Genomic DNA, 20,259 nt, shown 5'->3' on the forward strand with positions numbered 1-20,259 from the left:
AAAAAAATGGCCATTTTCAGGCCATTTTTTAGATCTGGTATAAAGTTAGTATCGAATCATCACCGATTTAAGTTCAGTATAATCATCAATAAAAGCATCAGAAAATTCACGACCTAGTCCTGATGCCTTCACTCCGCCAAAAGGAACAGCAGGATCTAGGAAGGTATGCATATTGACCCAAATTGAGCCTGCTTCAATTTGCGGGATCAAACGTAATGCTTTTGCCAAATCATTGGTCCATAGGCTGGCTGTCAAACCAAAACGCGAGTGATTCATCATCTGAATTAACTCGTCATCATTTTCAAAAGCAATCACATCCACCACAGGACCAAAAGTTTCTTCAATAAATAAAGGATCATCCACACCATGTACCTTTAATAATGTCGGCTCAACAAAATAACCCGTTCCTTGCAAAGCCTTACCACCACAAATCACTTGATCATTTTGATTGGCAAGGTCGAGATAATGTTTGACCTTTTCAAAATGTGGTTTATTGGAAAGTGGTCCAAACATGCTCGATTCATCCAGTGGCGAACCAATTTTTATCTGTTGAATTGCTCCTGTCAGCTTTTCTACAAATTCATCATATTTGGACTGATGTATAAAGAAACGTTCTGGTGCTGCACAGACTTGTCCTTGATGTACGAAGGTTGCCTGTAACAAAGTTGGTAGGATTTCATCCAGATCGGCATCAGCGAGAATTGCTGCGGCATTTTTTCCACCGAGCTCCAGACTGACCCGAGTGAGGTCATTCTTCATCGCTTGTTGCCCAATCGCAATGCCTGTAGGAACTGAACCCGTAAACGAGACTTTTTTTATTAAAGGCGAATTTATTAAATGTTGTCCAGTCTCCCCCTTACCTGTGACTATATTAATTACTCCTGCTGGAATACCTGCTTCAATTGCAAGTTCAGCCAAACGCAATAATGACAAGGTAGTAAATTCACTTGGTTTTAATACAATAGTACAACCCGTGGTTAATGCTGAACCAATTTTCCAGCATCCAATCATCAGAGAGAAATTCCATGGCACAATCCCGGCCACCACACCAACAGGTTGACGCATGCTATAAGCGGTATATTTTTCACCCTGCATGGAGGGAATTGACGGTTGCATAGTCTGACCATTGATCTTGGTCGCCCAACCAGCGAAATACCTTAAAAACACAACTGTTTGTGCCACTTCCAAATGTCGAGCTAGATAAATCAATTTGCCCGTAGTCAATGTTTCCAGTTGCGCTAATTCTTCTGCATGTAATTCCACTAAATCGGCTAATTTATTCAGCTTTTGCCCACGTTCGTAGGGTGATGTATTGGCCCACGCATTTAGAAAAGCATCATGGGCACTATGCACTGCTGCATCCACATCCTGTTGATTACCAACTGCAATACTTGAAACAACCTGTTCCGTTGCAGGATTAATCAACTCGATTCGACGACGGTCTACCTTTAAATGTTGGCCATGAATAAAGTGACCATGTTGGCGCTGTAAAAAAGTTTCAACGCTCGCTAAAATTTTTACTTCACTCATTTTATTGTCCTCGGTTCTATTTGGAAAGATCACTGATTTAGGCCCTTACCCAATCCATATTCAGTTCAGTGATTAAGAATAAAGTCGGCACCACGTTCACCAATCATGATCGCAATGGCGTTGGTATTTCCGCTTGGAACTTGTGGGCAAATGGAACAATCAATCACACGTAAATTCTGGAAACCATGAACTTTGAGACTTTGGTCAGTCACTGAGTCTCTTGGTGCATTGCCCATTTTGCAACTGCCCGCTGGGTGATAAACCGTTTTAATGTTTTGCCGCATCCATGTATCAATGGCTTCAATATTGTCAGGATCGAGATTTGCAGGTTCAATGACCTCTTTTACAATCGCTTTTAAGGCGGGTTGCTGTAATAAACGCAGTCCAGCCTGCACCGCACGAATATTGGCATCAATATCCTCTTGATGACCTAAGTAGTTTGGATCAATGATTGGTAATGCATTTGGATCTTTGCTGCTTAAACGTAAGTATCCGCGTGCTTTCGGCTGTATATGTCCGACTTTAATCGTCAGCCCATGTGCCTGAGCTGTGCCTTTTTCACCTGGGGTATTATCAAAATTATCCAGTACGGGTAAAAAATGAAACTGTACATCTGGTCGACCATTGTCATGGGTATCAATAAACCCACCCCCCTCTAAAATATTTGAGGTCAATAAACCTGAGCGGGTAAAACGCCATTGCAAAAAATTCCGCACTGCTTTCAAGCCCTGATCTTCTCCAAGTAAACTATTCTGTGTGGTGACCGTAGCATTGACCGACATATGTAAATGGTCGTGGAAATTTTCACCCACAGGTAGGTCTTGAATACATTCAATTCCGAGTTCATCTAAATGTTGTTTTGGACCAATCCCTGACAGTAATAACACCTTAGGACTGCCAATCGCCCCTGCACTGACAATCACTTCTTGAGCTGCATTTACAGTCACCGTTGGTTTGCCAGCGATACTGAATGTCACGCCTGTTGCTTGATTGCCTTGAGTTTCAATTTTATGCACCAGTGCATCGGTAATGACAGTGAGATCTGGGTGATGCTCAACTGATTTTAAATAGGTTTTTGAGGTACTGGCTCTTTCACCCTTTTGTGTGGTGGTCTGATAAAACCCAACGCCAGCCTGATCCCAACCATTGATATCATTGACGTAGTTCATTCCCATTTGCTGACCTGCTTGAATGCAAGCAAGAGTTAAGGGATGGCGATAGCGGTTTTCACTGACAGCTAAAATGCCATCTTGTCCGTGATATTCATCAGCAAGACTTTCATTTTTTTCGGCTTTCTTAAAAAAAGGCAGCACATATTGATAAGACCACTGATGGCATCCCCATTCTGATGCCCATAAATCATAATCCTGACGCTGTCCACGGCAGTACACCATACCATTGACTGAACTGCCACCACCCAAGACTTTGCCTTGTGCAAGGATCATTTCACGGTGATTACAGTGTTGTTGCGGAACCGTCATGTACGGCCACGATTTCTGTTGAAAGACTTTGATCACTGTTGCAGGTATGGTATGGAACAGACTGCTGTCTTTCGTCCCTGCTTCTAGCACCAGTACTCGTCCTGCATTGGCTTGTAATAAACGTGCTGCAACCACACAGCCCGCTGAACCAGCTCCAATAATGATATAGTCATATTCTGTGTTCATCATGCTTCCCTACGCATTAAACTCCATGACTAAGATTTGATCATTACTTACTCATCTTGTTCTTGTTTAAACGTGACAAACATGATGCACAATTGTGACATGTGCATGGTATTTAAAATAAATATCGTATTTAAATTTTCAGGCGATACTCTTTTGGCGTCAGTCCAATCATCTTACGAAACAATTTGGAAAAATGTGCACTGTCACCAAAGCCCCATTTCAAAGCAATTTCGGTGATCGACAAACTTTTATTTTTGCTATCTTTTAATTCATACTGAATTTTTTTAATGCGATGCATTTGAATAAACTTATGCACAGATTGCTGCTGATGTTCAAATATTCGATGTAAATGCCGAAGCGAAATCCCTAAATGATCTGCAATCATTTGAGCATTTAAACCCTGTTGGCCTAGGTGTTCGAAAATAAATCGTTCTGCTTTTATTTTGAGATGATCAACAATTTCAACATTTTTATAATTAATGGTTGGCTTAATCAGTGCAATCAAGGCATCTTCAAAAGCATTTTCATCCTCTTTTGCATACCAGAGTTCAATCTTTTCAGGGGACAGATTTTGCAGCATGCACTTCAATAAATGCCCACTCATATTGGAAGTAATCAGTTTGCCAAAATGGTCGACCGTAATACCTAGCCTGAACAATTTCTCCCGTGACAAATGAACTGACACATGACTAAACAGACCTTGTGGATACATATCAATCGTTTCATCTGGATCAAGTAATGCAATATCTCCTTCATTTAACTGAATACTTTGATCTTTATATGCAATACGCATCTTGCCTGTATATTGAATCACCAAGAAGCAGAATCGATCTTTGACTCGATCAGGCATACCACTTTTCCGAGAAATATGACTGGCATTACTTTTGATAAATGCAACCTCGGTCTCACCCAATAAAAAAGACTTCACCTCACCAATAAATAAACTACGGTGTTTATCAAAAGCTGTCTCAAAATCACCGCAAACTTTTTGAATGCATTCAGTCCACTGCACCATTTCATTTTTTTGATCTTGATTCATATCCATTTCCCTCGGATAGATCGATTTAATCATATAGGTAAATTACACTGATCTCACTTTTCATTCAGTTAAAATATAGGGTGTCCTTCCCCCAAATGACCGACAAATTCATATAAAAATTTGCCGGCAACTTAAAGCTTAAACAATCCCTGCAATATCCTTCAAAATTTTAATGAAAATCTCCTTCTCTTGGTCAGGATATTTTTCAAACACCTCATTTTGATGGCTATCGGCAATATCAAATAGATAATGTGCGGTTTTCTTGCCCTTTTCAGTGAGTTTGAAAAAGCCATCTGTTTCGATCAGCAAACCATCTTTTTTCAGAATCGATGCTGCCTGCTCCACTTCGCGCATCGGCATGGCAATATCACGCGGTAAATCTGCTTTATTGGATGCAGTACCGCTGCCCAGTACCAGCAATAAACGCGCCTCACTGGTACGGAACCCTGTCACTAACTGCTTGGGAATATAATCAGTTTGATAGAACTTAAATGCACGGCTCATCAAATAGCAGACATTGCTATATAAATGCCCTTGATGCATTTCACCAATATCTTCAGCTTCAACGGTGTCTTTTAACTGCAATAACGGATGTGGAATTACCCCCGAATAAGCCCCTTGGTGATACACCAGCGGACTACGCCCTTCATCACGAAAACGTACCACTTTACCAATAATGATCCAGTGATCACCGCCTTCAATCACCTCATGGCGTTCACATTCAAATACCGCAGAACAGTGATCTAAAATCGGGGCTTGACCTGAACCGATTTGATAACTGGTACCTTCATATTTATCAATATTGCGGCGTGAAAATTTATTAGACAGCTCAATTTGTGAGCCTGATAAGATGTTGACTGCAAAATGCGTCGCTTGCTCAAACACAGGGAAACTGGACGAGTTCTTATCAATACTCCATAAAATCAACGGTGGATCTAGAGACACTGAATTAAAACTATTGGCGGTCACCCCGACCTTTTCACCCTGTTCATTTTGCGCAGTCACAATGGTGACGCCTGTGGCAAAATTGCCCAAAGCACGTCTGAACTGCATTGGATCTATTGTGATTTCATCCATTGATTTTAGTGAATTCATTCTTCTCTCCTGAATCTTTTGTCCTACTTGGGCCGTTCGCTGTCCCTAAATCCCTTAAATATCCAGTACCAATCGGGCCGATTTGGAACGTGAACAGCACACCAATATCTGCTCATTACTGGCTTTTTCTTCATCGGTAAAATACACGTCACGATGGTCAGGTTCGCCTTCGATCACATCGCACATACAGGTACCGCAAACGCCTTGTTCACATGACATTTCAATCTCAATGCCTTCACGTGCCAAGGCCTGTAAAATGGTTTCTTCAGCATCAACCAGAATAATCTTGCCACTTTGCTGCGCCACCACCTCAAAAGCATCACCACCAGTTTCCACTTCAACCTGAAAATATTCCTTATGAATCTGCTGTTCAGGGAAATGTTGAGTGAGGGCTAGATTAATCACCCAATCCATAAAACCATTGGGGCCACAAGTATAAATATGGCTGTCTGGATCAATGTCCTGAATGGCGGATTGGAAAAATTCGCGGTGACTCGCCCCTTCCGATTTAAAATGGAAAGTGGTGAAAGGCGCTAAGATGCCATGTTTAATTTCATCGACAAAAGCACAACGTTCTGGGCTTGCGCCGCAGTAATGCAGTTCAAAAGAAGTGCCTTCCTGCGCCAACTGATAAGCCATAGTAATCAGTGGCGTAATCCCGATACCACCGCCCACTAATACCGCATGTTTGGATTTGACCAGTGGAAATAGATTTTTCGGTTCGCTGACCTGAATCTGCATGCCATCTTTTAAATCATCAAATGCCGACACTGAACCACCACGCGATTCTGGATCACGTAAAATTCCAAGTCGGAACGTCCCGACATCATTTGGGTTTTGGCATAATGAATACTGACGCACCATGCCATTGGGCAGATGCACATCGATATGTGCACCTGCTTCAATTTTGGGTAAAACGGTCGAATTTGCAGATTCAAACTCCATGACTGCAACATTTCCACCTTCGACATGACGGTTTTTTACCACCACGTTATAAAGTATCGTCATGATTTCTCTCCCTGATATGCATCTCGCCGAAGGCTTAACGCATAAATAAGCCACCGTTAATATCCCATGTTGCCCCAGTCACAAAAGCTGCACTTGGGCTGGCCAATAGCGCACAGGTTTCCGCAATAAATTCCATGCTTCCCAAAGCTTTGACGGGGATATTTTGAATAAATTGCGCCATTTTCTCGTCAGAGACCACGCTATGCACAATCGGTGATTCCATTGGCCCCGGAGCAATCGCATTCACAGTCACCCCTTTGGCGGCAAACTCTTTGGCAAAGATCTTGGTCAGGGTAATAATTGCACCTTTAGTAGAGGCATAATGTGCACCAGTGGCAGTGCCACCATTTTGTCCTGCCAAAGACGCCATGTTGACGATACGGCCATAGCCTTGATCGGCCATATATTTGCCAATGATCTGGCAAGACTGGAACGTGCCACGCTGATTCACTTGCGTGATCATGTCAAAATCCGCTGCACTAATCTCTAAAACAGGAGTTGCCTTGGTCATGGTGGCATTGTTAATCAATACATCCAGTTTCGAAAATTTTTGCTGAATCCACTGTACGGCGGCATGAAAATCCGCCTCAACCGAGATATCTAGTTTTAAGGCAGACATATTCTGTGCATGTGGACTGCGTGCTTTGGCCTGCTCAGCCTTTTCTAAAGTGCTGGCAGAGACAATCACCTGATGTCCCTGTGCTGCAAAATACTCAGCAATGACATTCCCTAAACCCGAAGCAGCACCTGTGACTAATACAACCTGTTTCATTTTTTGCTCCTAAAGAATGTAGCTAATACCCGCCAAGGTATCGGTTGAGTTGACTAAATTGATAATTTTACGATTGATCTTAAAGCCTTGTTCCGCATCACGAACCAAATGGAAAGTTACATCAGCGGTATAGTGTTTGAGGTTTTCTTTACGGAATTCACGCAAGTTCTGTGCACAACGTAGAATGATTTCACCATCTTGATCTTTTACGATGCGGATACGCGAAACACTGCGCACCGTATTGGCTTTGGGCGCAGTTGAAATCGCCTCACCATTTTCCAAACGCTGTACTCGTAACTTCCGCATATGATGATCGTCATAGGCATAGTTCAAATTATTTTCATAATCGGTCAGTTTTGGATCAATCGGGATGATGTACACCCCTTTTTCATTCCACAGATCCAGCCAAGTGTCATGCTCAGAATGGTCCAGCATATCGGCTTCAGCCCAGATAAAAGCGGTCACTTCATTGAGTAAATTTAAATCGATTTTCATGGCGCTCTCCTTAAGCCGTCATCATCTTTTTCCACTGCTGATAGGCAGCGCGCATCCCCGTTTCGGCACTGACATCGCTCTTTAAGCCATCTTCAGTTTTGACTTCACCAGGCAGGCCACGATTGAGCATGATCCACAGGTCATTGCCCGCATTGGCACCGTGTTGCACACGCTCCCACGCTTCCGAATCATCTGGGGTACCAAAACCAAATGGGCCTTGGAAATGTTCATGCAGACGCAAGCGATATTGATTGGCAATTTGTGGACCGCCATCCATGGTAATGACTGAATGGTGAATCTCAGTTTCGTTGACGGAAATCGGCTGCATCACGCGGAAGAACGCCATTGAACAGGCAATGTTCGGGAACAAGTTCAAGTTGAAACCAGAACCACCGACTGCACGGACAATACGACGCACTTCCAGCTCTTCATGTCCTTCATCACGTAAAGCTTGCGCCAAGTCTTCAAAGCGTTCCTGAATCGGACGCTCCATTAATTCTTCATCCAGATCGACCAGTTCAGGAATCATCACCATGACACTGTGACCATTACCGAGGTCTTCGACATAACCTGGCTGATTTTCAAAGTTAAACAGTTCTTCGGTTTTTTCATCGACTGAACTTAAGAATGACTTGTGCACCAATGGGAAGTGGTAAGCATCGGTAGTATTTTCCAATTGGATTTTCCAGTTGCCTGGAAAGCGGAAACGATGTTCACCCAAGACTTTAATGGGATAACCCGCGCCTTGTTTCATAAACAAGTCAATCCATTTTTTCGCAGCGCCCAAGAAATCATCTAAAGGTTCAATATCCTGCTTAAAGGTGGCGAAAATCATGCCGTTGTATTCTTCAACACGTAAGCTGATCAATGGAAACTCTGATTTATCCAGACATTCGCCATAGCTTTCAGGTGAAGGCACACCACGTAATGAACCATCTAATGCATAGCTCCAACCATGATAGGGACAGACAAAACTGTTGGTTTTACCTTTTTTATGTTCGCATACTGTTGCCGCACGATGGCGACAACGGTTTAGCAAGACATGCACTTTCTTCTTGCGATCACGTACCACCACCACAGGTTGTTTACCAATATTGATGGTTTTATAGCTGCCTGCCTCTGGGATCTCGCTGGCATGTGCCACCCAAACCCACGTGCTGTAATAAATCTTTTCCATCTCATCTTCAAAGATACGTTCATCTTTATACAGTGAGGTATGCGCACGATCACTTTGCACTAAGCTACTGTAATCCATCTCAATATTCTGCATTGGAATAATACTGCTGTTCATATCCACGATCCTTTTCGGTCTATCCATTGGTTATTACTGAGACGGCACTGGCAATACGGCTGTGCTGTCCCAGTGAGATACAGGGCGACTAAAAATATTTTCAGTCTGAAAATGTTTGATCTTCCAACGTCCATCCTGTTGCGGTTTAAACTGCACCGTGAGTTTGGCGGCATTTAAATGGCTACGACCATCACGGAAAGTTGAGGTCTGCAACATCATCCAACTGGCATTGGCTTGATCGGCTTCGATATACATTTGTTCTGAACTGACAAAATGCGCATTCATGACAAAATGTGATTGTTGTTGGGTATAACTTTTGAACATGTCATAAATGGCTTGCCAAGACGCATAACGGCCAAAAGACTGGGCATATTTCTCGCCAATGCCTTCCCAAATGCTGTCTTGATCAAATAAATCCATCAATTCATTCAGGTCGGTATCAGCATTCAAGGCATCACAAATTTCCATATAACGGTTAATGCAATTACGGATCGCATTTTGAGCTTCAAGCTGTTGCAAGCGTTGTAACAGTTCCGTTATATCCATTGGCTCATTCATGTCATTCATCCTTGTTGCCGCACGAGTTGATAAAATCTGGCTTATAAATAACCGGGTGCTGGCTTCATACCGAAGCTGACCAGCCCAGCATTTTGCAAAGTGGCATCCCCCATAAAGGCATGTTGGGTCACTACATTGGTATCATTCACAAAACGGCTAAACGGGTTATGGGTATAAATCGCAGTCATCCCTGCCAACATCTGAATTTTGCGGGTCACACGTGCACAAACACGGGCCACATGGGTACAAGACAAACGCATATCACTGATCTGTTCCGCGCTTGGGGTACGTCCTGCCAGTACTTCATTCCAAACAATCTGCATGGTGTCGTAGAACCAGACGCGTGCCGCCTTAAACTCTGCTTCGACTTGGGCAAATTCATATTGCGTCACTGGACGACTGGCAATTTCAGCACCACCCGTAATTGAAGACTTGCCCGGTGCCAATTTTTGAAATTCTTCGATCGCTGCGGCTGCGACACCAATCCCGACCACGGTTAAAACCTGAGTCGCCAATGATAGGGATGGATATTTAAAAAATGGCTCAGGCAGTTTTGACGGTTCACCACGAACAAAAGTCCATTCCTTCGCTACCAGCACATCTTTCACCACCAGATCATGACTGCCTGTACCCTTCAGACCAACCGTATCCCAAGTCATATCAATCTGTGCTTTATTGGCTGGCATCACTGCCATACGTGGTAAACCTTGGGCTTCATTGTCCTTTTGCGGGGAAATACCGACTCCGACAATATCAGCGCCCATACAACCGCTGGAAAATTTCCAACGTCCGCTTACCACCACACCATCATCGGTAATTTCGGCAGGTTGTGGTGGGAAAATTCCACCAGCAAATACGATGTCTGGACTGTCTTTATACAGTTGTGCAAGCGTTGCTTCTGGCAAACTGCCCAAATAGGCTGGACTCATACCAAAACTTGCGACCCAACCCACTGAACCATCAGCTTTGGACAGTTGTTCGATCAATTCACAAAACTGTTTCGGTGACCATTCATTGCCACCAAAACGTTTCGGCACCAAAGCACGATAAACACCAATCTGTTTGAGTTTCTCGATAATGTCCTGACTGACATAAGCTTGGTTATCGAACTCTCCCGTACAGGCACGTTCACGAATTTCTTGACACAAGCGCTCTAATTCCGTTGTGGTTGTGTCCATGACAAATTCCTTTATCGATAAGTTATTCATTCCCTCATTCCTTTTCGGTTATTGCGCTGCACTCACGATATATTTCGCAACAGCACATAAATATTCATCGGCATTGTGTTTTGCCACGATTTGTAAACCCACAGGTTGACCCTGTTCAGTTTGCAGCGGGATTGAAATTGCAGGGTGTCCAGACAGGTTAAAAGGCCGAACCAAACCCGTTAGATTTAAAAAAGCCACCGTATTTTCAGCCTCTGCGACCTTAGGCGGTAACTGCGGTAAAGTCGGTAAAATCAAAGCGTCGTATTGATCGAGCAAGGCATCAATCTCAGCAGTGAAACTTGCTTTTACCTGCTCAGCCTGCTCGACTTGCGCCAAAGTGGTAGCAGCAGCCTTGAGTAAACGAGCATTGACATCTGTGCCAAGTAAGCCTGTTTCCGTTAACTCGCCATAGGCCTGCCAGTTTTCGTAATTGATGATCTGCATGCCTGCATCAAACGCAGCGTCGAAACCTTTAACCGTCACATGGATGGGTTGTAAATCAGCCTGAGTAAGATAGTGTTGGATGCACTCAGCCACAGTAGAATCCGCTTGTACATCCAGCCAAGCCAGTTTCGGTGCCTGAGTTAATGCGGCATGTTGCTGGAAAGTGGGATCAATAATCTGCATTGCGGTTTCAATCATGTCGATTGAGTTTGCAAAAGGACCAACACAGTCAAGTGAACTGGTTGCTGGATGTACGCCTGCACGGCTGACACGGCCGAAGGTCGGTTTTAAACCATAAACACCACAACATGCCGCAGGCATACGAATGGAACCACCCGTATCGGTGCCTAAGGTGAAATCCGCCAGACCAGCTGCAACTGCCGCTGCTGAACCACTTGAAGAACCACCCGGAATCAGTTCCGGATATTTTGGATTCGTGGCCGTACCAAACACATGATTAATGCCTGTGATGCCAAAAGCCAGTTCGTGCAGATTGGTCTTTGCAGTAATTTGACAATCAGCAGCGAGAATACGATCCACCACGTCCGCGTTTATGCTTGCAGGTTGGCTGTGCATTAAGGCTTTGCTACCTGCCATGGTTTGTATGCCTTGAATATCGATGGAATCCTTGACCATGACTTTCAAAGCACCTGTACCTTTTTGTACCTCTTGTACAATAATATTCATTCACTTTTCCATGTATTTTTATACTTAATACAAATATCGGAAAAAGTAATGTAATTGTCAAGTATTTTTAGATACGAAGAATCAAGAAAATGTTTCTAATTTTTGTATAATGCTGGGTGTCCATTTTTATAAAAGTAATGACTTGGCTATGCTTACTCATTTAGAACAATTTCTACCCAACAATGAACCGAGCAGCTTACAGAGCTATCCTTTTTTCTGGATCTCGCAGGTGAATGGGAAATACACACAGCTTATTGAAAAATCAATTAAAAAATTAGGAATTGATAATACTCGCCGTAAAATTATTTTAAGTACCAATGCGCTCGAACAAGCCAGTATTACCGAGATTGCCAACCTTTCTACCCTTAAGCTGACCACAGCGACCAAAGCCATTTATCGTCTGGTTGAAGATGATATCGTGCAGGTGTTCTCCTCAGAGTCGGATGAACGCATCTCAATGGTGAAACTCACTGACAAGGGTAAAGAGATGGTTGAGCAAATTAACCAGATCAGTCAGGTGACCTTATCTGGGATTCTAAATGCCTTTGACGATGCTGAACTACACCAGCTCAATGGCCAATTGAAAAAGCTATTTGATTTAATGCCCTCAAGTTAAGACAACAACAAAAGCCCATGTCTATACAGAGATGGGCAAAGCTTCGGATCGAGCCTGTTACTGATTTAAAATATTGGCTTTAAGGAAGAAGTAACAGTGAACAAAGAAGTTATCGAGAGAATCTCAACCACACAGCATTCCGTCTCATCACAAGTAATCAAAGCTCAACAGAATTTGCTCCAAACAGCCGAACTATTGAAGCGGACATCATCCCAAAAGAACGGAAAAAGGAAATGCAACTGCCCCAACCTAAGCAGGATCGGGGTATAAATTTTGGCTGGTAATTATGCTATCGCCCTGTGTTCAGATCATATAAGAAAATGCTAGATTCGGTTTGAGCCAGTAAATGCTATTTTATAATTTCTCTGACTTTTTCACAGTCTGTTTCATATCCGTTAAGGGGCAAACTATTTAGCATCGTTTCAAACTGTTTCTTTTTCTGTTGATCATTTGAGTTAATCATTGATTTTGATTGATTAGACAGAGAAGCTAGTGCTTCTGAATAACATAAATTCAAGCCGAAAGAGTTGAATATACGTCCTAAATAGGCTGCCATAATAATCAAAAAAAGAAAAATAGTTGCAAATAAAAAAACTCTTAAATACGTCATATTTATAAACCTTATCTTAAAAATCCGAATAGAACCTGTAAAAAAGTCATTGTAAATATAAATGATAATTTCATGGATTAAACTCCAATAGGCTATTTGGAGTTTTACTGCTTTGAGGAATATCTATTGATTTTGCTCTATTCCGCCACATAATAATTTCAGTATCAATAGGAAAAGGCGAAATTGAAGGGATTAGTGCTGATCTGACATTACCTTTATCTAATGCCTTTTGAGTCCTCGTTGCACATGTGTCTTTAAGTGCATTTATTGGATTCTTTAATGGATTAGATAATTTACTTGGATCATATTTTAAAAATTCTTTAATCATCTCAGCTTCTTGCTATGGTGTTGTATTTAAAATATAAATTATTGAATTTCTATAAGATGATTGTTTTGAAATGTAGTCAGTGAAGCTCTCTCTATAATTATTTTGAGTCCCTCAACTAAATATCCCCTGCCCAGTAAAGCCAATAGCAACATGACCAAATGGATTTGAACCAGTAGCATGTCCAACTACTACAGTAGTTCTTAACCCCATAGTATCCACATTATTAATCGGATTCTCACCCGCATATGCATAGGTATTTAAACCGCCAGCCAGCCCAATCGGATCACTTTAAGTATATCGCCCTATGTTCGGATCATAGTAACGATCCCAGTTGTACCATAGCGAACTTTCCCCATCAAAATATTGGCCCGGGAAGCCGAGGTTGAACGCACCTATCGTCTCATTGGTTACGGTTCGCCCGAAACTATTGTTTTGGGCTTTCCATACGATGGTTTGATAAGGATTTTTGATGAATTCAGCGCGACCGAGATGGTCACTGTGAATAAAATTCACAGTACTATTTTTGACCACACCGACGGGTTCACTGTTAAACCAAATATAGACACTACCAAGACTACCAACTTGCCATGTCTCTGCTATTAAACGATGGAGTTGCAGTCACAGTAATTGTTGGTAATGTACCTGAGTTGAAAGACCTTTTACCCGCTTCACAGGCCCCCATAGTGATAGAACTGCTGCACATACCGACAATAATTTTTTAGGATATAAGATTGGGACAAGGGAAGATCTCTAGGTATTCCGCAGAGCCAAAATATTAAACGGCGGCTTCAGCTGATTTGCGGCAATCCGATTTGAAAAAGTATGCAAAACCTGTTGCTTATAGGCAGGAATATCGACCTGCTGGTAGTCATAAAAGCCCTGCTGCTCGCGTAGACCATTGCGTTGCTGTCGCATATTCTCGGCAATAATTTCAGGTGTTCGATAACGATCACCTAACTCTTTTTGTAAATATTGCGAGGCATAGTACAGGATATCGCCGCCACCCCAATCAATAAATTCCAGTAAGCCCAATACCGAAAAGCGTAAACCAAAACCTGTCCGAATCGCGATATCAATATCCTCCGCCGAGGCCACACCTTCTTCCACCATCCGCGCCGCTTCATTCATTGCCAAGGCCTGAATCCGTGGCACGATATAGCCTGCTTTGGCATGACACACCACAGGAACTTTCCCAATCAACTGTAAAAAGCTTTTCAGTTGCGCAACCACGCGCTCAGAAGTTTGCTCTGAACGACTTAATTCCACCAGTGGAATGAGATAGGCAGGATTCAGCCAATGTGCATTCAACACCCGTTCAGGCTGTGAAATCATCTCTGCAATATCAGTGACCAGAAAAGTAGAGGTGGTCGATGCCACAATACAATGAGGCGAAATGTATTGGTCTAACCAAGCAAAAATTTCCTGTTTGACTTGTTTCACTTCTGGCACGGCTTCCATTACAAGATCACAGCCCGATAAGCGCTGTACGGAGCCAGCCCGACTCAGAATCGTAATCTGATCTAGGATAAAAAGTTGTTGTTCAGGCTGAATAAATTGAATCTGTTCAAGTAACCCTAACTCCTGCTGCAAATCAGCTTGAATCTGGATCTGATATTGCCCGAACTCAACTTCACTGCGCTCTCTGGCATCAATCAAATCAACTTTCAGTCCTGCATAGGCAAAAGCTATCGCAATCGCTTTGCCCATTCGCCCAGCACCCAATACCGCAACCTGTTTAATTGTGCTCATCCTAGACCCCTTGCTGCAAAATCACGTGCAACTCGGCTTTGCTTTTCTCTGCCAATCCTAGGCTCTCAAAAGTCCGACCCTGCTGATATAGGTCTTTGCCAGTCACCGCAGAAGCAATATTTAATAATCCTTGCGCTACAGGTGTAGCTACCCCCGCCCAACGACCTACAGACACTAAAAACGATAATCCTAAACGCGTATCTTCCAGCATATAACGATGTGACTGCAGGTCGATGTCTTCACGCCAGTCACCACTATCGGTTAATTTGCCATGTGCTCCGCGTCCATACATCCATTCCTCACCTTCACCCTCTTTGTTGTAGTGATCGGCTAAAGGGAAATGCGGTGCAGCATAGCCAAGTGCTTCCCGAACTTGCATACGTTCTGCATCCAACTGATTGGTGACACGGCGGATTGAGGGCTGTGTACCCTCATGATGAATATCCCAAGCTTCAAAATGTTCCAGCGGTCCAGCATTCATTAGAATCAACGGTGGATGAATAATTGGCCCTGCATTCATCAAAGCACCGCTGAGGCTGTCTTCAATCGGTTCCACACTTGGATAAGCCTGTTTGAGAACTTGAAATGCATGTTCAGACAACGCACTTGGAAAAACCCCAGTCGGTAAACGGGTTGCATAACCACTCACCACGATCTGATTGACCCCATGCTTACGCACCAAATACGGTAAGGTCCCAGTTTCGGCAAATGCCACTTGGGCATTGTTACCTGCCTCGTTCATGGCTTTGGCAAAGATAAAGCTGCCAAAGGTCGCAGGTGGTAAATACACCACTTGTCCTGCTTGAAAAAACGGCGCCGCCTGCTTGGCCAAATCCTGATGCGTGGTGGCAGGCAAAGGAATAATGACCAGCTCCGCATGCTGAATGGCTTTTTCTAAATGATCCGAGAGATTAATCTGGCTGTTCTCAAAGCCAACACTCACTGAGCGCTCACCCTGATAATCTTTGATCTTAAGCTCGCCCGTTGCAGCAAGCTGCTGCAAAGCTTCACGATCACGACGCCATAACACCACCTCGTGGCCTTTTTCTGCCATCTCTACCGCTGCGGCATAACATCCGTGTCCACCACCGAGTACTGTAATTTTCATGTGCGTTCCTGCTGATTGATTTTCAATTCAGCATAGGACAGTCACAGCAAACAGGCTTATCCAAATACGCAAGCATTATTCCATTTACGCATCCATTTAATTCACTGACACAGCATCCTTTTTTAAAGTATGCGAAGGTAAGCAGCCGTAGCGTTTTTTATATAGGCTGGAGAAATGCCCAAAACTTTGGATGCCATGATCCAGTAAAATATCGGTGACGGTTTCATCTGCCTGTGCGTGCTGCAAAGCCAAATGCACCCGTTCCAAGCGTTGCTCACGAATATACTCCACTGGGCTTTGCTGTAGATACTGGCTAAAACCTTTTTGTAAGGTTCTTATCGATACCTCGCAATACTGACCTAGATCAGACAATGAAATGGCCTGTTGTACATGTTCCTGAATATATTGCTGTGCTCTTTTCATATAGCTTGGCAGCAGTTGTTGCCGTTGGACATTCAAGCGTTCAGTATAGTTATTCGGAATTTTCAGCAAAATGAGCTCAATCAAATACTGGCTAAAACTGGCTGAAATAAAGCTCCAGTTCTGAATATGGTAATAGGCATGACACAGATAATTCAGCGTTTCAATGATCGCATCCATCCCTTCCGCGCTACATGACAAAGATGGATCAAAACGCAGGGGGTCTTGGCTACAATGCCCCAACATGTTAAACAGCTGAGTCTCGATATCCTGCTGTGCCAATTTTAAAATAATATTACGGCAATGCTGATTGGTAATGATCTGCTGTCGCGTATGCGGATGAGTCACTGACATCACCCCAACCGATTGCATGATTTTGTGCTGATCAAATCCCACCTGACATTGTCCTTCCAGCGTGATTCGAAATAAATAAAAGTCAGCGCTATCCTCAATGCTGATCATGACGGGCGCACTATATTTCAGATCATACAAAGCACCACGACCAAAACTAAAACCGTTTAATCGAGTATTCAATGGCTCATGTGTCTCGACATCAAAGCGATGCGGGCAGAGGTAGTGACTGATTCGATCTTTAATGGTTTGATAATCATTAGATTTAAATAATAACAACTCATCCAGATAATGCAGATGATCCAATTTCAAAGTTGTTTGCATCATTTCACTCCCTTGTGATGAATCAATCAAAGCAAGCACAAAGCCCATTACAATGAATGGGCCTGTGATCTACTCAGTGCAGCATCCAATCAAGATGCATGTTCCTGCTGCATACTGTCACTAAATGCCTGACAGCCTTTTTTCAATAGGATAAAAGCCAGTACACAAGAAATCGTACCCACAATCGACAGTGACATACCGACCATGAGTGGATTTTCAAAGACTTTATCGGTAATCAAAGCCACCAATGTGGTACCAATTCCAACGGCAACCAGATTACTGATCAGTAAAAATACCGCGGAGATTTGTGCGCGTAACTGGTTCGGTGCCAACATTTGCATGGCCGTGGTTGAAATCGGCATCGGGAATGAAGCAAAGAACATGGCAGGGACCAAAAACACCACGGATAACCATAACTCATTCACTTGCGTAAACAGCATCATCGGAATGATTAAACCCACAATCCCTATCACGCCTGTAATCATCGGCGCATCTTTACGGCCTTTTTGAATAAACCAGTCATTCAGCCAACCCGCACAAAATACGCCTAGAATATTGGCCACCAATAACACACTCCCGAGCATATAGCCTGCTTCAGTTGGTGTGAGACCAAACTTACGCATATAGAACGCAGGCGACCAACTGATCAGGCAATACAACGCCATCGCATAAAAAGTAAAACCTAAGTAGTGACATTTGAAAGTGCGGCCATGCTTTTTAATAAACTTGAAGGCATCCTTCATACTGGTCTTTTCTACTTGCCCCTGTGCATTGAGACGCTGACCTTTACGTTGTGGTTCTCTCACGGTGAGTAAAACCAATAGACCAATAAAGACACCCGGCAGACCGACAATAATAAAGGCCGCTTGCCATGCCTTAAGCGCACCAAAAACCGGAACCATGATGCTATCCATATTTTTCAGTAAGCCAATCACATAACCACCGACCAGAAAAGCAATCCCGCCGCCGACAAAAGAACCAATTGAATAAACGGCGACAGCACGTCCAAGCTTATCCTTGCTAAACATATCGCTGAACATTGAATAGGCGGCTGGAGACAACGCGGCTTCGCCTACTCCAACGCCCATACGACTCAAAAATAGTTGCAGAAAGTTTTTACTCAGACCACAAAATGCCGTTGCAATACTCCAAAAGACCACCCCGATGGCAATAATTTTTGGACGGGAGAAACGATCTGCCAGATATGCCAAGGGTAGGCCCATAAAGGCATAAAACAGGGAAAATGCCAAACCGTGTAATAAACTAAATTGCGTGTCTGTAAGCCCGAGATCCGCTTTAATCGGCTCGATCATCAGCGCGAGGATTTGTCGATCAATAAATGAAAAGATATAAGCCAACATGCACAGTAGTACCACATACCATGCATAGAGATTTGATTGAGCTGGTTTCGGCTCAGTAGATTGCGTATCCATTTTGCTTCCTTGTCCATGTCTTTTTTCTAATGCGTCTTCTTATTGGAGACCACACGACCAGAATCCATTTCCTGTTCTGTCTTCAATAAGGAAAATAATCCTTTTATATAATTATTATTTTTACATGGAATTTTCCATAATATTTCAGGTATAAAGTTATACCTTTTTTGCCATGATGGAAAACCTGTGCTGCATAAAATATCCCTAAATTCAATATAAACAAATGATAAAATGCATGTTTTTATGATAAAAATAAAAAAATATAAAAAAACCAAGTTTAAATTAATTTAAAATTATATTGAATTTTACATTTAATTTTGATTTAAAATAAACTGAGATCATTAGTTTCAATGGAAAAGGATATGGCACTTATTAAAGAACAGGCAATCGAAAGCATTCATAGCATGCATGTCTTGATTGAAAACATTTTTAGTGGCAAACATGCAGAACAAGACCTTGCCCTGCTGATTGATTATTTTGCAGATCATTTTGAAATGGTCGGTGCGGCTGGAAAACAGTTTTCACTCGAACAAGTGAAAGGTCTATTTGCCAATAATCAAGGTAAAATGCCTGATATCCAGATTGAAATCTATGACGAACAAGTTTTGATGCAAAAGCCCGATGCGATTGTTTTGACCTATACCGAAAAGCATACCAAAGCGTCTGGTGTTCTGATTCGACGCTCATGCGCATTGATTGAAGAAATTAACGGAAAAATGGTCTGGAGTTATTTGCAAGAAACATTTTTACCCTAAAGATTGAGCAAGCAACAAAGCTCTTGTCACAACAGGAGCTTTATTGATTGCTGATTCGAGCCATGTCATTCAGTAATGATCCCTGCCTTTTTAATCTCCAAAATTTCGACTGAATCTATCGCTGTATCACACCGTCAACTTTCCTTTAGTTAGACCTCCCCAAGCTATTTCACTTCTACAAAATACAGACAGATAAACGCTCAGATGATTTACATGAACTATAAATACTTATGGCATTGTTCCGCTAAAATCAAAGCTGAAAAAGTGATGTCGCTGATTTTTCTCATCAGAAACATATCTTCTTCCAAAGTATGATCTTGGCTCACAGTTCTGCGCGAGCACAGTCAACTGGGTGACTCAATAAAGAAAGACAGGATAAATCGTTTTATGGAAAAACCTATCGAATGCCCTAAATGTGGTTCAACAGAAATTGAAACACGAAATCATGACAAATTATTGAGAACTACGGGCGGTGTATTACTGACGGCCGCAGGTACAACTGCGGGTACAGTCGGTGGTGCTGCAGGTGGTGCCTCCATCGGTGCTGCAATTGGTACGGTTGCTGGTCCCTTAGGTGTGATTGTCGGTGGTACGGTAGGCACTTTTGTCGGTGCAATCAGTGCAGGAATCACAGGTGGTGTGGTTGGAAATATATTTGGGAAAAAAGCAGGTATCATGGTCGACAAAAATATTTTTCAGGACTATCGCTGTCTGAAATGCAAATATCGTTTTAAACAAAAGAAATAAACGCAGCCCTTTTCAAAATCAGGT

Annotated in this window: 19 protein-coding genes and 1 pseudogene; 3 read left to right on the forward strand and 17 right to left on the reverse strand. The window is 42.8% G+C overall.

The window, feature by feature from the left end; genetic code table 11:
* Positions 1-45: 45 nt before the first annotated feature.
* From NG55_RS05095 to NG55_RS05145, 11 genes are all read right to left on the reverse strand, one after another.
* On the reverse strand, positions 46-1,530 hold the full coding sequence (locus NG55_RS05095) for an aldehyde dehydrogenase family protein (protein ID WP_065342547.1): 1,485 nt from the start codon (positions 1,528-1,530) through the stop codon (positions 46-48).
* A 65-nt stretch (positions 1,531-1,595) separates the two neighbouring features.
* Entirely contained in the window at positions 1,596-3,197 is a 1,602-nt protein-coding gene (locus NG55_RS05100) for a GMC family oxidoreductase (protein ID WP_065342712.1), read from the reverse strand.
* Positions 3,198-3,327: 130 nt separating this feature from the next.
* The gene (feaR, locus tag NG55_RS05105; protein ID WP_016541835.1) at positions 3,328-4,236 is read right to left on the reverse strand and encodes a transcriptional regulator FeaR; all 909 of its coding nucleotides are present in this window, start codon (positions 4,234-4,236) and stop codon (positions 3,328-3,330) included.
* Between the two features lie 138 nt (positions 4,237-4,374).
* Positions 4,375-5,331: a p-hydroxyphenylacetate 3-hydroxylase reductase component gene (locus NG55_RS05110; RefSeq protein WP_023270511.1), complete on the reverse strand. Its 957-nt coding sequence runs from the start codon at positions 5,329-5,331 to the stop codon at positions 4,375-4,377.
* 54 nt (positions 5,332-5,385) lie between these two features.
* On the reverse strand, positions 5,386-6,339 hold the full coding sequence (locus NG55_RS05115; protein ID WP_065342548.1) for a PDR/VanB family oxidoreductase: 954 nt from the start codon (positions 6,337-6,339) through the stop codon (positions 5,386-5,388).
* A gap of 34 nt (positions 6,340-6,373) precedes the next feature.
* Positions 6,374-7,111, reverse strand: a complete 738-nt coding sequence (locus tag NG55_RS05120; protein WP_065342549.1) for an SDR family NAD(P)-dependent oxidoreductase — start codon at positions 7,109-7,111, stop codon at positions 6,374-6,376.
* A gap of 9 nt (positions 7,112-7,120) precedes the next feature.
* Positions 7,121-7,606 carry an aromatic-ring-hydroxylating dioxygenase subunit beta gene (locus tag NG55_RS05125; protein WP_005238964.1) on the reverse strand — a complete coding sequence of 162 codons (486 nt, stop codon included), beginning with the start codon at positions 7,604-7,606 and terminating at the stop codon, positions 7,121-7,123.
* Positions 7,607-7,616: 10 nt separating this feature from the next.
* The gene (locus NG55_RS05130; protein ID WP_065342550.1) at positions 7,617-8,897 is read right to left on the reverse strand and encodes an aromatic ring-hydroxylating oxygenase subunit alpha; all 1,281 of its coding nucleotides are present in this window, start codon (positions 8,895-8,897) and stop codon (positions 7,617-7,619) included.
* A 33-nt stretch (positions 8,898-8,930) separates the two neighbouring features.
* Entirely contained in the window at positions 8,931-9,455 is a 525-nt protein-coding gene (locus NG55_RS05135; protein ID WP_065342551.1) for a nuclear transport factor 2 family protein, read from the reverse strand.
* A 41-nt stretch (positions 9,456-9,496) separates the two neighbouring features.
* Entirely contained in the window at positions 9,497-10,663 is a 1,167-nt protein-coding gene (locus NG55_RS05140; RefSeq protein WP_065342552.1) for an acyl-CoA dehydrogenase family protein, read from the reverse strand.
* An 18-nt stretch (positions 10,664-10,681) separates the two neighbouring features.
* Positions 10,682-11,794, reverse strand: coding sequence for an amidase (locus NG55_RS05145; protein ID WP_065342553.1), 1,113 nt, complete (start codon positions 11,792-11,794; stop codon positions 10,682-10,684).
* 148 nt (positions 11,795-11,942) lie between these two features.
* On the opposite strand from NG55_RS05145, the gene NG55_RS05150 reads away from it, so the two are divergent.
* A complete protein-coding gene (locus tag NG55_RS05150) occupies positions 11,943-12,410 on the forward strand; it encodes a MarR family winged helix-turn-helix transcriptional regulator (RefSeq protein ID WP_032860853.1) in 468 nt (155 codons plus the stop codon).
* A gap of 680 nt (positions 12,411-13,090) precedes the next feature.
* On the opposite strand, the gene NG55_RS05160 is transcribed toward NG55_RS05150, so the two are convergent.
* The 6 genes and pseudogenes from NG55_RS05160 to NG55_RS05180 form a co-directional block, all read right to left on the reverse strand.
* Positions 13,091-13,348: a hypothetical protein gene (locus NG55_RS05160; RefSeq protein WP_065342555.1), complete on the reverse strand. Its 258-nt coding sequence runs from the start codon at positions 13,346-13,348 to the stop codon at positions 13,091-13,093.
* A 111-nt stretch (positions 13,349-13,459) separates the two neighbouring features.
* A pseudogene (locus NG55_RS21355) lies at positions 13,460-13,879 on the reverse strand (RHS repeat-associated core domain-containing protein).
* A 219-nt stretch (positions 13,880-14,098) separates the two neighbouring features.
* Complete coding sequence (locus tag NG55_RS05165; protein ID WP_065342556.1) at positions 14,099-15,097, reverse strand: 3-hydroxybutyryl-CoA dehydrogenase; 999 nt, start codon at positions 15,095-15,097, stop codon at positions 14,099-14,101.
* A 1-nt stretch (position 15,098) separates the two neighbouring features.
* Positions 15,099-16,205: an NAD/NADP-dependent octopine/nopaline dehydrogenase family protein gene (locus tag NG55_RS05170; protein WP_065342557.1), complete on the reverse strand. Its 1,107-nt coding sequence runs from the start codon at positions 16,203-16,205 to the stop codon at positions 15,099-15,101.
* 96 nt (positions 16,206-16,301) lie between these two features.
* Positions 16,302-17,300, reverse strand: coding sequence for an AraC family transcriptional regulator (locus tag NG55_RS05175; protein ID WP_065342713.1), 999 nt, complete (start codon positions 17,298-17,300; stop codon positions 16,302-16,304).
* 89 nt (positions 17,301-17,389) lie between these two features.
* Positions 17,390-18,733, reverse strand: coding sequence for a spinster family MFS transporter (locus tag NG55_RS05180; protein ID WP_065342558.1), 1,344 nt, complete (start codon positions 18,731-18,733; stop codon positions 17,390-17,392).
* Positions 18,734-19,095: 362 nt separating this feature from the next.
* Between NG55_RS05180 and NG55_RS05185 the strand changes: the two genes are divergently transcribed.
* Both NG55_RS05185 and NG55_RS05190 read left to right on the forward strand, forming a co-directional pair.
* Positions 19,096-19,488 carry a hypothetical protein gene (locus tag NG55_RS05185; RefSeq protein WP_016660691.1) on the forward strand — a complete coding sequence of 131 codons (393 nt, stop codon included), beginning with the start codon at positions 19,096-19,098 and terminating at the stop codon, positions 19,486-19,488.
* Between the two features lie 387 nt (positions 19,489-19,875).
* Positions 19,876-20,235 carry a hypothetical protein gene (locus NG55_RS05190; protein WP_004654877.1) on the forward strand — a complete coding sequence of 120 codons (360 nt, stop codon included), beginning with the start codon at positions 19,876-19,878 and terminating at the stop codon, positions 20,233-20,235.
* The last annotated feature ends 24 nt before the right edge of the window (positions 20,236-20,259 follow it).

The organism is Acinetobacter gyllenbergii (assembly GCF_001682515.1).
In the GTDB taxonomy this organism is placed as follows: Bacteria; Pseudomonadota; Gammaproteobacteria; order Pseudomonadales; family Moraxellaceae; genus Acinetobacter; species Acinetobacter gyllenbergii.